The organism is Bifidobacterium angulatum DSM 20098 = JCM 7096 (genome assembly GCF_001025155.1).
In the GTDB taxonomy this organism is placed as follows: Bacteria; Actinomycetota; Actinomycetes; order Actinomycetales; family Bifidobacteriaceae; genus Bifidobacterium; species Bifidobacterium angulatum.
The window spans coordinates 131933-146031 of record NZ_AP012322.1; the positions used below are offsets into that span (position 1 = coordinate 131933).

Consider the following 14099-nt stretch of genomic DNA (forward strand, 5'->3'; position numbering starts at 1 on the left):
CGTGACGCCCACGTGTGAGATATGCGTATGCCAGATGCTCGCAGGGACAGGTGCCTGGACTGAATACAGCAGTTATCCGTACGACTATCTCCAGACATCCCGTGCAATTGCTTTCCCAAACTACCGACGCTGAGGTAGGCCTAAGCGTCGGTAGTTTGCGGAAAAGAAGATCAGCCCTCAAACCATCGACGGTGGGATACCCCTGAGCGTCGGTAGTTTGAGGGCTGATCTCGTGTCTACTTACTTACTCACTTCTTCTTAGGCTTCTTGGCCGGCGGCTCGCCGAGTTCGGATTCCTCGACGATCACTTCGGCTGCGGCCTCGGTTTCGGCCTTGGCTTTGTCCAGAGCATCCTTGGCGGCATCCGCGGTGGCCTTAACGGCCTTGGCGGCGGCAAGGGCCCCGGCGAAGCTGATCTTGCCGACCACGCGTCCGGCCTCGGCGATGTCGCCCAGCGCGCTCTGAATGGATTCGCGCACATCATCGGCCACGCCCAGCGTTACGGACAGGATCGGGGTCTTCATCGAGACCTTCGCCTTGGACTTGATGCCGCGCAGAGCGGCCAGTGCCTCGCCGGCATGGGCCAGCAGCTCCGGGGAGACCTTCGCCGCAGCCGCCTCGTACACGTCCGGAGTTGGCCATGCGGCACGGTGCACGGAACCCTCGCCGGCATGCATCCAGCTCCACACCTCTTCGGCGGCGTACGGCAGGAACGGTGCCAGCAGACGGGCGAACGCGTCCAGCCCCAGACCCAATGCGGTGCGTGCGGACTTGACCGCGGTCTCGCTTGGCACGTTGCCAGTGGCATCGGCGGTGCCATAGGCACGGTTCTTCACCAGCTCGATGTAATCGTCGCAGAACTGCCAGAAATAGTCCTCGATGGCTTCCAACGCCTTGGAATGCTCATAGGAGTTCAGCGCCGCAGTGGCTTCGCGTACCACCAGAGCCATCTTCGCCATGGCCGCACGGTCCAGCGGTTCGGTCACATCTGCCGGATTCCACGTTGCGGTGGCGGCTTCGGCCACATGGTGGTTCTCGTCCTCACGGCCGATGGCCAGTGCGAACTTGGTGGCGTTGAGCAGCTTGATGGCCAAACGGCGGCCGATCTTCATCTGGCCCTCGTCGTATGTGGCATCCAGACCCAGACGTGCGGAAGCGGCCCAGTAGCGCACTGCGTCGGCGCCGAACTGCTTGATCGGCTTGTCGGGCACCACCACGTTGCCCTTGGACTTCGACATCTTCTTGTGATCCGGGTCGAGAATCCAGCCGGACAGTGTCGCATGGGCCCACGGCAGGCACTTGTTCTCAAGGTGGGCGCGATCGACGGTGGAGAACAGCCAGGTGCGGATGATGTCCTGACCCTGCGGGCGCAGATCCATCGGGAAGGTGGCGTTGAAGATCGCCTGGTTCTCTTCGCCAGGCTCCTCCCAGCGGGTTACGATCTGCGGGGTGAGGGAGGAAGTCGCCCAGGTGTCCATGATGTCCGGTTCGGCGGTGAAGCCGCCGGGCACGTCACGCTGGTCCTCGGTGTAGCCTTCCGGCACGTCGTCGGTCGGGTCGATCGGCAGAACGTCTTCGCTCGGCGTGATCGGGTGATCATAATCCGGGGTGCCGTCTTCCTTCACCGGGTACCACAACGGGAACGGCACGCCGAAGAAGCGCTGGCGGGAGATCAGCCAGTCGCCGTTCAGGCCGTGCACCCAGTTCTCATAGCGCACGCGCATGAAGTCGGGGTGGAAGTTCAGTTCCTTGCCGCGCTCGATGAGTTCGGCGTTCAGCTTCTCGTCGGTGCCGCCGTTCTTCAGATACCACTGGCGGGAGGTGACGATTTCGAGCGGCTTGTCGCCCTTCTCGTAGAAGTTCGTCATACGCTTGGTCGGCGTCGGCTCGCCATCCAGGTCGCCGGACTCGCGCAGGTGGTCGACGATGATCTTGCGTGCGGAGAACGTGGTCTTGCCTTCGGTCTCCTCGAAGATCTTGCGGCCTTCCTCGTTTTCGATCCAGTCCGGCACGTCCATGATGATGCGTCCGTTGCGCTGGATGATGGAACGCAGCGGCAGGTTCAGGTCACGCCACCATTCGACGTCGGTCACGTCGCCGAACGTACAGCACATGGCGATGCCGGCGCCCTTGTCCATTTCCGCGGCCTTATGCGCCAGAATCGGCACTTTCACGTGGAACAGCGGGGAGTAGACGTACTGGCCGAAGTACTGCTTGTAGCGCTCATCGTCCGGGTGCGCGATCAGCGCGCCGCAGGCGGCCAGCAGTTCGGGACGGGTGGTCTCGATGTAGATCGGGGTGCCGTCCTCGAAACGGAACGCCACCTTGTGGTAGAAGCCCGGGTATTCGCGCGATTCGAGCTCAGCCTGGGCCACAGCGGTCTGGAACGTCACGTCCCACAGACCGGGGGCGTCCTTCTGATATGCCTCGCCGCGAGCCAGGTTGCGCAGGAACGCCTTCTGCGCCACGCGCTGCGGGTGCTTGCCGATGGTGTGATAGGTCTGCGACCAGTCGATGGACAGGCCGAGGGAACGCCACAGGGCCTCGAACTGCTTCTCATCCTGGGCGGTGAGCTTTTCGCACAGCTCGATGAAGTTCTTGCGGGAGATCGGCACCTGGTCCTTGGCGTCGATCTTCTTGCCGTCGGTGCCTTCGAACGGCGGCTTGAAATCGGGATCGTACTTCAGCGACGTATCCACGCGCACGCCGTAGTAGTTCTGCACGCGGCGCTCGGTCGGCAGGCCGTTGTCGTCCCAACCCATCGGGTAGAACACGTCATAGCCGTTCATGCGCTTGAATCGCGCGATCACATCGGTGTGGGTGTAGGAGAACACGTGGCCCACATGCAGATGGCCCGAAACGGTGGGCGGCGGGGTGTCGATGGAGTACACGGCCTTGCGGTCGCGGGTGTTGTTGAACTTGTAGGTGCCGTTGTCGTCCCAGACGGCACGCCACTTATCTTCCAGGCCGTCCACGCCGACTTTGTCGGGCAACGGGGTCAGATTTGCGTCGATGGATTTGGCTTCAGTCATACGCGCCAGTTTAAGGCTTTTGTATGACAAGAAAGCGCCATTTTCCGCCATAGCGCGGTAGTGGGCGTTGACGTTCGGCAATCATTGTTTGACAATGTTGGCTAGTGGCAGGCGCTCATCGGCCATCTGCGCCGAATAGCCGGCAAGCTGTGTGGATGCAATGACGGCGGTCTTGCGGGCATATAGCCAATCGCTGGCCGCAGTGGAGCTGACGGTGCGCGCGTATGCCTTCAAACCGTTTTCATAGGCTTCCTGCGTGGTTGCATGCACGGCTTGTGTGTACTGCGCTTGCGCGTCCGCGTTCGTGTATCGTGACGGTCCGTTCGGATCGGCGAAATCGGCTGTGCCGTCCACGCCATTGATGGTGGTGAGGAGCAGCTGGAAGTTGCGCTTGCTGAGGCAATCCTGCACGCCTGCGTCGCTGAGGGCCGAAACCTCGACCGAGATTCCCTGCTCCTGCAGCTGATGTGCGATGTTTTGCGCCAACGGCTCGTAGGTTTCGCTGGTCACCAGGTTGATTGTGTCGATGTAGCTTGATGAGAAATAGCTCATAAGCTGGCGCCCTCTGTCCGCATTGTGGGCAATCAGGCCGGTGAGATCCTCATAGCCCGGTTCAAGTGGCCCGATGGGTCCGCCCAACGGTTGTGCCACATCGGACCGGTCTTTGAGCAGCGCTGTTTTGTCAAGCATCATGCGCAAAGCCGTGCGTGCCTGTACATCGGAGAAAATGGAGTCGGCATCGTTGTTGTAGAGCAGTGTGACCTTGTTTTCGCTTGTACCCGCGGAAACACGCAGGTTCTGATCATCCGCGAGGCTATCCGCGGATGCGGGGTCGGAGGGAATCGCAAGGTCGACATCGCCGGATCGCGCGGCTTTCAACAGATTCGAGTTGCTGCTGTAGTTCCTGACGGTAACGGTATGTGTTTTGGCGGTCGATCCGCTGACGGCGGCGAATGCGATCCGCTGGCTTGGGGTGAAGTTCGTGATGCGGTAGGGGCCAGATCCCATGGCCTGATTGGTGTAGTCGATATTTGCCGCGCTGTCGTATACGATGCCGAGACGCCCCGAGAGCGTACGCGGTAGCGTGGCATCCGGCTGCTTCAAAGTGATGACCACGGTCGTGGCATTCGGGTTGGTCACCGAGGCGAGGGCGGCGAGCTTGGTATCCGCTCCAGGCCATTTGTTCGAGACCGCCTGCTGCAACGACCACACCACGCTTGCCGCGTCAAGGGTGTGGCCATTGGCGAACCGTAGTCCGCTACGCAGCGTGAAAGTGAGGGTGAGCCCGTCATCCGAGGTCTTCCAGGATGAGGCAAGGCCGGCGGTAATGCCATTGTCGCTATTGCGGCCCAGCAGCGTCTCGTACACGTTTCCGATAAGCACACGGTCAAGCGAAGCGTTGTTCACGGTGCGAATATCGAGTGTGTCGGGCACGTCCGTAACGCCTACGGCGAGCGTGCCGGTCGATGCCCCGTCGGTAACGCTGAACAGGCTGCGATGCATGATCCGTGGAGCCGCCACCAGCAGGATCAGGGCCAGTACGGCCGAGACGCCTAGGAATATCAGCCAACGGGTCAGTTGGTTTGCGGTGGATTGCTGATTGTGCGACTTCTTCGACATGTGCTCCAGTGTATCGGTGCGGGTACCGTTCCCCGGCGGTTATTGTGGCGGTTGCCGTTACGGTTGGCGCAGCGGTTGCTGTGACGGTTGCCATGGCGCTACCGTGCGGAAGGGCACGAGTCCGCAAGTGGGCATATGCCGCAGTCCGGTTTGCGTGCGTGGCAGATGGCGCGTCCGTGAAGAATCAGACGGTGACTGAGGTCGGTCCATTGCTCCGGAGGGAAACAGGCGGTGATCTCCCGTTCGACGGCCACTGGATTGGGATTGGCATGCCGCCAGTCGCTGCGCCAACGCAACCGTCCGGTCACGCGCATCACATGAGTGTCTACCGGAAAGCCGGGAATATGGAAGGCGTTGCCCAACACCACATTCGCGGTTTTCCGCCCCACGCCGGGCAAGCTGGTCAGCTCATCCATGGTGCTCGGCACTTCGCCGTCGAAGCGACTGGCCAACACCTGAGCCAATCCCAGCAGATGCTTGGTCTTCGTGCGGTAGAACCCAAGCGGGCGGATAATGCGTTCCACGTCCTCGGGATTGGCGCAGGCCAGATCCGAACAGCTCGGATAAGTGGCAAACAATTCGGGTGTGACCGTATTGACCCGTTTGTCAGTGGTCTGAGCGCTGAGCACAGTGGCGATCAGCAACTGCAACGGGGTTTCGAAATGCAACGCGCATTCGGGCTCGGGGTAGGTGCTGCACAATATGGCATATTCCGCATGCATGCGTTCCAGACGGGCCTTACGGGATTCCCGCCCTGTGACAGGGGCGGAGTGAGAGGTCTCGGATACCATTATTCGGCTATTCATCGGCTGGAAGCGCCGCCGTTTTTGCCGCGGACTCCTCGGACTGCTCATCCGGCGGGTCGAAACGGTAGCCCACATTGCGCACGGTACCGATAAGATGCTCGTATTCGCCGCCAAGCTTGGCCCTCAAACGCCGGATATGCACATCGACGGTCCGGGTGCCACCGTAGTAGTCGTACCCCCACACCTCCTGCAGAAGCTGCGCGCGGGTGAACACGCGGCCAGGGTGCTGCACCAGGTACTTAAGCAGTTCGAATTCCTTGTATGCCAGATCGATCGGATGACCGTGCAGGGAAGCGGTGTAACCGTTCGTGTCCACAATAAGATCGCCGGAGCGGATCTGACCGTCGACGGTTGCGGTGTTGCCGTCCATGGCGGGAAGCGCGTTCGTAGGCGCATTACCACGTTCGGACACAAGTCGCAGTCGCCCTTCGACCTCAGCCGGCGAAGCGGTGGAAACCACCACGTCCGCGATACCCCATTGCGAATTGACCACGGTGAACCCGCCCTCGGTAAGCACCAGCACAATAGGCGTGGATAATCCGGAGGCGTGAATCAGATTGCATAGCGTTTTAGCTGTAGCCAGATCGTCACGCGCGTCAAGAAAAAGAATCGTGCTTTCAGGCATTTTCACCAAGCTGGCGGCATCCATCGGAAGAACGCGGATGCGATGGGAAAGCAGCGCAAGCGAGGGCAGCACGGAAGCGGGGTTGCCGGCGGACGTCATAAGCGTCAGATCAGTCACGTCAAACCCCCTGTTTCTGGTTTGCTTGTTGATTTGTGGATATTTTACGCGCATATCGTGGACACGCCGGATATGCGCTGTCTTTCAGAATGCATCTCTTGTGTTTAGAGCATGTAAGGCGCGTGGGGGGATTGAGTAGGATAAGTGAAGTACTGAACAAGAACCGGGAGTTAACATGAGCGAAACCGTGGAAGAACATGGTGCCAAGTGCACGCGAATGCTGGGCGTACAGGCTCTGGCATATGTAGTGTTCATTGTGGTGGCATTGGTGTTTTCCGCCATGCGGGGGCCAATGGATGGGGTGTCTTCGGCGAGCGTCGCGGTAGTGGCCGTGGTGGTGCTTGCCGTATTCCACGTATGCTGGCCATTCCGAGCCGGCATGGCGGATCGCATCATCGGTGCCGTTGCCGGCGTGCTGTCGTTGGCATGCGTTTCCACATCGTTTGGGTCGATGGTCGTTCCCGCAAACGATGCGATTATGAGCAATGAGCTGACGCGCAACACCTATCCGATGCTGCGTTGGGCCGCCGCCGTCGCCGGTCTGCTGGTGCTGCTCACGGTGGTGGCGTTCGGGCGTCAGATGGCACGCGAAGAACGTTCGCATCTGATTCGCGCGCTATCGCATTGCGTGACCGGTGGCGCCGCCTCGATCTCGTTGGGCGGCTGGGTGTTCCTCCCGTATGTTGTGGCGGTTGGGCGTCATGCCGGCGCCACGGCTGGTACCACGAAATTCGTGGCGTTGATCGTCGTGATGGTAGTGGTGGCGTTGGTGCTCGCCTATGCGTCGGTGTTCTGGTGCAGAGAGCTTGATGCCGCCGATAATGCGCGTGAACCGTGGGTCGGTGTGGCCCTGCTGCCGGTGATGCTGTTTGGATTAGTGGTATTCGCCGCCGCCTTGCTGATTCAGATTGTGGGCTGGTAGATATACTCGCGACGGATTAAGGGCGGGGGCTTTGCGAAACAGTTCGCAAAGCCCCCGCCCTTATCCGTCATGCAATCATTGGAGGAATCACAGGCCAAGCAGACTCAGATGCTCAAGCAGCACCTTCACGCCAATAAGAATCAGCACAAAGCCGCCGATGATCTGCGCGGGCTTCTGCCAATGCGAGCCGAATAATCTGCCAATGCACAATCCGGCAGCCGCGAACAACCCGGTTGTTACGCCAATGATGGCGACCGATAGGCCGATATTGAGATTCATGAATGCGAAACTCACGCCCACGGCGAATGCGTCGATGCTGCATGCGAACGCAATCGGCAGCATGTGCCGCCAATCGAATGCCGGGGTTTCCTTGGCGTTCTCCTCATCCTCCTCGAACGCCTCGCGGATCATATTGCCGCCGATCAGCAGCAACAGACCGAAAATAATCCAGTGATCCACTGCCGTCACATATTTGCTGAACGTGGATGTTGCGTAATACCCGATAACCGGAAACAACGCCTGAAACCCGCCAAACCAGAGAGCGGTTTTCAGCACATCGCGCTTGCGAAGCCGTTTGACGGTCAGGCCCTTGCCGATGGAAACGGCAAAGGCGTCCATGGAAACGGAAATGGCGATGAGAAACGTCTGTAGCAGCATGGGTTTGGTAAAAGGTTCATCCCGCTGGTCTCCCTACGGGATGGGCCTCGACGGGGTGGCGCCCGCCTACGCCTAGGGGCATCGGCATGGAACCGCCTCCGTTGATAGCGGGCTTCGCGTTCCTAAGCGAATACCGTTCGCATGCCGTAATTACATGAGCCACTATAACGTCGCATGGGGAAATCGGGCGTTTGCGCCCTGCCTTTACTATGAATTCCCCGCAACGGTGCAAATCCTCCACTGGCTGGATGTTTGTGGCGTGTGAGGGGGTCGTCAGCGTCCGCATTTCCCATTGGCTGGGTGATTTCGGTCGCTGGACGGCATGTGAGCGGGATAAATATCCAGCCAGTGGATGTTTATGGCGTGTGGGGATGGGCTGAGCGTCCGTATTTTTCCAGCGGCTGGATGTTTTTGATCGCTGACTGGCATGGGAGCGAGAAAATCATCCAGTCACTGGGAAATTTAGGATGCTGGCCGAGGAAATCGGGGGAGTTGAAGGAATTGGAGGAATCGGAGGAACAGAAAAGCCCGCTGCGCAAACAGCGGGCTCTGAGATACAGAGGAGGAAGAAGAAATCACTTCTCGCTTTCGGCGAGGCGCTTGCGTGCCGCGACGATTTCCTCCTCAGCCTTTGCAGCGCCGGTCCAGTAGTCGCCCGGCAGGACTTCCTTGCCCGGCTCCAGGGCCTTGTACTGCTCGAAGAAGTGCTTGATTTCAGCCTTGTGGTACTCGGATACGTCCTCGACATCCTTGATGTCGTCGAAACGCACGTCGGCGGGCACGCACAGGACCTTATCGTCTCCACCGGCTTCGTCCACCATGTGGTACAGGCCGACGGCGCGGCACTCGACCACGCAGCCCGGGAACACGGAGTTCGGGATCATGACCAGCGCGTCCAGCGGATCGCCGTCCTCGCCCAGGGTGCCGTCGATGTAGCCGTAATCGTCCGGGTAGCCCATGGAGGTGAACAGGGTGCGGTCCAGGAACACGCGGCCCGTCTCGTGGTCGACTTCGTACTTGTTCTTGGAGCCGCGCGGGATCTCCACCACGACGTTGAAGGTTTCTGCCATTTCGTTTCTCCTTGAGATGGGGCAGGTTGTATTTCCGATACCCACAATACCTCTTTCCGCCGAAGTACGGCAGGCACGTCATGGGTGCTGGAATGGATGCGCCTATGAGTGGAATGGCTAATTAACCATGTTCGCTGGTTGCGATGGTTGGAAGATGCTAGTCTTTGTGTTTCGTAAGCAATCAAGCATGGGCAAGACGGCCTGTGCTTATGCGAACAGTGTAGGGGCTGTTATGACAAAAAAAATAAGCATAAGCATCAACCTGACTAAGAAACGTATCGTGGCCATGGTGTTGGCGGTGTATTTCTGCCTTCTCGGGGCATCGTATTTCGGGTTGCACCGGGCGCAGGATGACTGGCAGATAGCGTATTTGAGATGGGATCAGGCTACGTTGATCTCCGGTGAAATCGTCGATATCAAAGCGTTGAAGGCTTCCTTGAAGGAAGCGGGGGCCAGGCCTGAGGCATCGGGATATTCCAGTCCGCCGGATACGAACAGTCTGCTGATCTGGGACGTGTGGATAACATGGTGGAATACGCGTAAGAGCTACTACGCCGTCAACGACGAAACCGAGCAGCATCTTGACTATACGGATGCGGTGCTCAACGATCAGCGCCATTTGGAGCAAAACAAGTCGGAGTGACGACAGCAAAGCAACAGTAAACAAAGCGGGTGGTCGAATCGGAATCAACGATTCGGCCACCCGCTTCATTATGGCGGTTGCGTTCGGGCGGCCGGGCCTCGGAGCGCAACCGCCATGCGTCTTGCGTTAGCGCATCAGCGACATCAGCGGACGATGTGGAACACGTGCGCCACATCGGCCCACGGCGCCAGCGAGACGAAGTTGTCCCAACCCCACGTGAACTCATGGCCGGTGAGTTCGTCGCGCACCTGAACGTCGTGCTTCGGGTCGATGTCAAGATCGGGCAGTTCAAGATGGATCAGCGACTGATGCGCGTTATGACCGTCGAGATTCACCACCACGATCAGCGTCTCCGGCTTGCCGGTGCTGGTCAGTTCGGCGGGGGTGTGGCGGGCGAACGCGATGATGTTCGGATCGGATGAGGGCAGAATGCTCACATTGTGGTAGCTGAAGGCTTCCACGTGCTCGCGGCGGATCCGGTTCAGACTGGTCAGCAGCTCGGCGATGCCGTACTTGCCGGCATCGTCCCAATCGCGCACTTTGACCTCGTACTTCTCGTTGTCGATCTGCTCCTCGAAGCCGGGGCGCTGTTTGTTTTCGATGAGCTCATAGCCGTTGTAGATGCCCCAGCTCGGGGAGCCCATCGCGGCGAGTACCGCACGCACCGCATGGCCGGCGATGCCGTTGTCGCGCACATAATCGGTGAGGATGTCCGGCGTAGTGGGCCAGAAGGTGTTGTGCTGGTAGTAGCCGTCGTCGCCGTTGGTTTCCAGCAGGTACTTTTCCAGCTCCTCCTTGGTGTTGCGCCAAGGGAAGTAGCAGTGCGATTGGGTGAAGCCCACGTAGCTCAGTGCGCGCATCATACCGGGTCGGGTGAATGCCTCGGCAAGGAACAGCACTTCGGGGTGCTTCTTGGTGACGGCTGCGATCACGTCCTGCCAGAAGCGCACCGGCTTGGTGTGCGGGTTGTCCACGCGGAAGATGGTTACGCCCGCCTTGACCCACAGGTCCATGATGCGTTCGACTTCCTTTTCGATGCCGGGCATATCGGCGTTGAAGTCGATGGGGTAGATGTCCTGATATTTCTTCGGCGGGTTCTCGGCGAAGGCGATGGTGCCGTCGGGCTTGGTGCGGAACCAGTTCGGGTGCTGCTTGACCCACGGGTGGTCGGGGGAGCACTGCAGGGCGAAATCGAGTGCGACTTCGAGGCCGAGCTCATGGGCGCGGTTGCAGAACGCTTTGAAATCGTCCATGGTGCCGAGCAACGGGTCAACGGTGTCGTGGCCGCCGAGTTTGGAGCCGATGCCGAACGGGGAGCCGGGGTCGTTCGGGCCGGCGATCAGGGAATTGTTGCGGCCTTTGCGATTGGTCACGCCGATCGGGAAGATCGGCGGCAGGTATACGATGTCGAAGCCTTCGGCTTTGGCACGTTCCAGGCCGGAGAGCGCGGTGACCAGTGTGCCCTGCTTGATCCTGCCATGCTGATCGTCGTACACGGCGCCTTCGGAGCGTGGGAAGAACTGGTACCATGCGGCGAAGCTGGCTTTCGGGCGTTCCACCTTGAAACGTTGCGGCGCGCTGGGTGACAGGCCGTCACGCAGCGGATTGGATGTGTGCAGTTCGCTGACATCGCTGCTTGTTGCGGCGGCGAGACGTTCCTGCGGGGAAAGCGAGGCGTCGGCCATGGTCGCGGCGGCGGCCTCCAGCGTTTTACGCTGATGGGCGTTCAGCTTGGCGTCGCTGGAGGAAGCCCAGCGTGCGAGCAGTTGGGAGCCGGAAATCAGCGCGTTCTCCACATCGTCGCCCACCTGCACTTTGATGGTGGCGTCGTGCAGCCAGGAAATATAGGTATCTTCCCAGCCTTCCACGGTGACGGTCCATTCGCCCAGCTGTCGCTTCACTTTGGCGAATTCCGGTTCCCACGGCTTGGCGTCGCTGTGTTCGCCGCATGTGAGTGTGACCGTCCAACGGTCCAGACCGGGGTTCACGCAGGTCATCGGCGCGCGCAGCATCTCCTTGCCGCGCGGATTGCGTACTACAGCCGTGGCTCCGACCTTGGTGCGCCCCTCGATGAATACTTGCGCGGTGACTTCGAACGCCTCCCCGAGTTCCACACGAGCGGGGTAAACGCCGTGTTCCTCGTTCGGGGTGATGTCCATAACATTGACGCGCCCGAACTGGCCGGGTTCGGTGACGGGAATAATGGGGGCCGGCGCCTCGCCCGGGGTCACCGGGGCGGGCGTTTTGGCGGTTCGCCTCTTCCTTGTTGCGGTCGTGGCACGTTTTGTCGTACCGGTCGTTCGTTTCGCGGGCGACGATGTGCTCTTCTCCGCTGTGTTCTCAGTGGTCTTCGTCGACATGGCAGCCTTCTCCTTGCTACTCATCAATGGTTTCACTCCTATTGTATGTGCGTGCTGGCGAAGGATGTGGATGAATCTGTGGATGGCCGTTTCCCCGTGTGCATAACTTGCCGTAATGAGCGCCGAGAGCCGCGTAATGTGCATAACCTGCAGGCTGAGTTATCCACAACACGCCCGGCTGGGGGAGTGTCGACCACAGGGGGTGGGAAACCGTCCATTGCGCTCGCCTGTTCTGACAGTCTCGTTGATATCTATTCGGCATGGCGGCCGGATGGGGAAACCACGTATGTAGACGTATATATAGGAGGAAGAGCATGGGCACAAATGTGCGACGATACCTGACAGGTCTGGTGGCGCTTGCCGTTGCGCTGGCGGTGTTGCTGGGGCTTTCGCCGGCGGCGTTCGCAGCGTCATTGGACAATCCGCCGCCGGGCACGAACCTGTGGTATCGCGTCGACGGTCGGAATCTGCTGATCGGAGCCATCAAAAAACTGCCCGACGGCAGGCTCGCATACTGCATGAGAGCCGGTGCCGAAGCCGGTAACGACTATTCGGGCGAACGTAAGATCGACGACAACGGGAACGTGCGTCGCATCGCCTGGCTGGCAAATCGCTACCAGAACAGTCGTGATGCGAAGATCCATGCCGCCATAGGCGTCCTTGTGCACCGGCATATGGAACTCGACCCGCAGGCGTGGGCGCGCCATTGGGCGGTTATCTCGGCGCAATACCCTGATCTGGATGCCATCGCCAACCGGTTGTGGGGCGAGGCCGGCACCAATATACCGTTGGGATTGCAGGTCTCCAGCCAAATGGTGGACGGTCTGCGATCGGGCTGGGTCGATGCCGTGGTGAAAAGCGACGGCAAGGCGCTCGCCGGCATTCCCTATTCCGTGCGATTGGAAGGGCCCGCGAAGTTCGATAATGGCGGTCAGTCGGTAAGTGGTGTTTCGGGAAGCGGCGCGATTCGCCATACCTGGCATGCCACCGGAAGCGGCAAGGTTGCAGTGCATACGCAATACCAGTCGCCGAAGGCATTGCAGCTGATCAGCAATCAGGATTACGCGTGCTATGGCAGTCAGGAGCAGGTTGCCGGCGATGGCGTCGCTTTTAGGGTGCGTAAGGATTTCACGCCGGCAGTGGCCACGGTTACCACCAAGAAAATCGTGGATGCGGGAGAAACGGTAAGCGATAAGGTCACGTCGAAGGCGACGGGAGCGGATAACCATTGGCCTAAGAACATGGAGCTGTTGGCTACCGGCTACTACTTTGATGGGATTTCCGCAAGCGAGCTGAACGCTCCATTGAACCCGAACGATGGTGAAAGTGTCGAGACTTTCCTTGATCGCATCGCACGGCGTGGGCACAGGCCCGCGGCCTACGGTTCCGCCACTTTCACCGGATCAGAGCAAACGAAGACGGTGACGGCGACGAGTGAGCCGGGTGGCGCAGAGGAATACCATGCGCCGGCGCGGGGCGGCATCGGCACATGGGTGTGGGCGTTCGATGCCTCCGCGCAGCCGGGGAAGGCGGGCGAATACCTGAGCGGTGACTCGATCAGCGGGTTCCTTGAGGCCGAGGAGACCAATTCGAACCGTTCCAAGGTGCAAGTGGAATCGACGATCACCGAGCATTCCCCGGCGATCGGCGCGCAACTCAGCGACACCATCACTGTCGACGGTTTTCCCGAAGACCATGGGGAATTCGCGGGTTCCGAAGTATTCGGCATCGGTGCCGACGAAAAGCATGCGCAGGTAAGCGTGTGGTGGGCCGGGGATAAGGACGACCCCGGCAGCGATGAGGAATACAAGCCGGCTGGCGCTGCGGTGCCGCAGGAAGATGAACATCATAAGCTGCTGGGTACATGGGATGTGCCGGCGAAGAACGGTACGATCCGTGTGGGTGCCGGTTCCTTGGATGCTCACGGCAAGCCGATCAACATCATTGCCGAAGACCATGGCTGGTACGTGTTCGTATGGAGTTTCGCAGGCGATGACCGTGTTATGCCGGCCGTCAGCGCCTACGACGATCAGTGGGAGCAGGCCAGGGTGAGCGTCGAGCCTGAGGAAGAGGAGGACGAGGAGGACGAGGAAGAGGAGACGGTCGAAGAAAACGACGAACCGGAAACGCCTCTGGCCTCGACCGGCAGCGATGTGGCCTTCGCCATCGCCATGGCGCTGATCGCGCTTGCCGCTGGAAGCCTGATTCTGGTGCTGGCTCACAGGCGTGAATCGTTGTAGGCCATGG

The 14099-nt window shown here is 60.0% G+C and carries 10 protein-coding genes; 3 read left to right on the forward strand and 7 right to left on the reverse strand.

Going from position 1 to position 14099, the window contains the following annotated elements:
* Window positions 1-248: 248 nt before the first annotated feature.
* The 4 genes from valS to BBAG_RS00505 all read right to left on the reverse strand — a co-directional run bounded on the left by valS (window position 249) and on the right by BBAG_RS00505 (window position 6200).
* Window positions 249-3032 carry a valine--tRNA ligase gene (valS, locus tag BBAG_RS00490; protein WP_033509119.1) on the reverse strand — a complete coding sequence of 928 codons (2784 nt, stop codon included), beginning with the start codon at window positions 3030-3032 and terminating at the stop codon, window positions 249-251.
* An 81-nt stretch (window positions 3033-3113) separates the two neighbouring features.
* Window positions 3114-4652, reverse strand: a complete 1539-nt coding sequence (locus BBAG_RS00495; RefSeq protein WP_003825463.1) for an ABC transporter substrate-binding protein — start codon at window positions 4650-4652, stop codon at window positions 3114-3116.
* 98 nt (window positions 4653-4750) lie between these two features.
* Window positions 4751-5374: an endonuclease III gene (gene nth / locus BBAG_RS00500; protein WP_003825466.1), complete on the reverse strand. Its 624-nt coding sequence runs from the start codon at window positions 5372-5374 to the stop codon at window positions 4751-4753.
* Window positions 5375-5450: 76 nt separating this feature from the next.
* Window positions 5451-6200 carry a winged helix-turn-helix transcriptional regulator gene (locus BBAG_RS00505; protein WP_033509117.1) on the reverse strand — a complete coding sequence of 250 codons (750 nt, stop codon included), beginning with the start codon at window positions 6198-6200 and terminating at the stop codon, window positions 5451-5453.
* A gap of 175 nt (window positions 6201-6375) precedes the next feature.
* On the opposite strand from BBAG_RS00505, the gene BBAG_RS00510 reads away from it, so the two are divergent.
* Window positions 6376-7122 carry a hypothetical protein gene (locus BBAG_RS00510; protein ID WP_003825469.1) on the forward strand — a complete coding sequence of 249 codons (747 nt, stop codon included), beginning with the start codon at window positions 6376-6378 and terminating at the stop codon, window positions 7120-7122.
* Between the two features lie 87 nt (window positions 7123-7209).
* On the opposite strand, the gene BBAG_RS00515 is transcribed toward BBAG_RS00510, so the two are convergent.
* Together BBAG_RS00515 and BBAG_RS00520 are read right to left on the reverse strand one after the other, a co-directional pair.
* A complete protein-coding gene (locus BBAG_RS00515) occupies window positions 7210-7779 on the reverse strand; it encodes a manganese efflux pump MntP (protein WP_003825470.1) in 570 nt (189 codons plus the stop codon).
* A gap of 575 nt (window positions 7780-8354) precedes the next feature.
* The gene (locus tag BBAG_RS00520; protein ID WP_003825472.1) at window positions 8355-8849 is read right to left on the reverse strand and encodes an inorganic diphosphatase; all 495 of its coding nucleotides are present in this window, start codon (window positions 8847-8849) and stop codon (window positions 8355-8357) included.
* Window positions 8850-9036: 187 nt separating this feature from the next.
* Between BBAG_RS00520 and BBAG_RS00525 the strand changes: the two genes are divergently transcribed.
* Window positions 9037-9492 carry a hypothetical protein gene (locus BBAG_RS00525; protein WP_231855870.1) on the forward strand — a complete coding sequence of 152 codons (456 nt, stop codon included), beginning with the start codon at window positions 9037-9039 and terminating at the stop codon, window positions 9490-9492.
* A 143-nt stretch (window positions 9493-9635) separates the two neighbouring features.
* On the opposite strand, the gene BBAG_RS00530 is transcribed toward BBAG_RS00525, so the two are convergent.
* The gene (locus BBAG_RS00530; RefSeq protein ID WP_033509115.1) at window positions 9636-11876 is read right to left on the reverse strand and encodes an alpha-1,4-glucan--maltose-1-phosphate maltosyltransferase; all 2241 of its coding nucleotides are present in this window, start codon (window positions 11874-11876) and stop codon (window positions 9636-9638) included.
* A gap of 290 nt (window positions 11877-12166) precedes the next feature.
* Here BBAG_RS00530 and BBAG_RS00535 point away from each other — a divergent pair, with 290 nt between their 5' ends.
* Window positions 12167-14092, forward strand: a complete 1926-nt coding sequence (locus BBAG_RS00535; protein ID WP_003825483.1) for a hypothetical protein — start codon at window positions 12167-12169, stop codon at window positions 14090-14092.
* The last annotated feature ends 7 nt before the right edge of the window (window positions 14093-14099 follow it).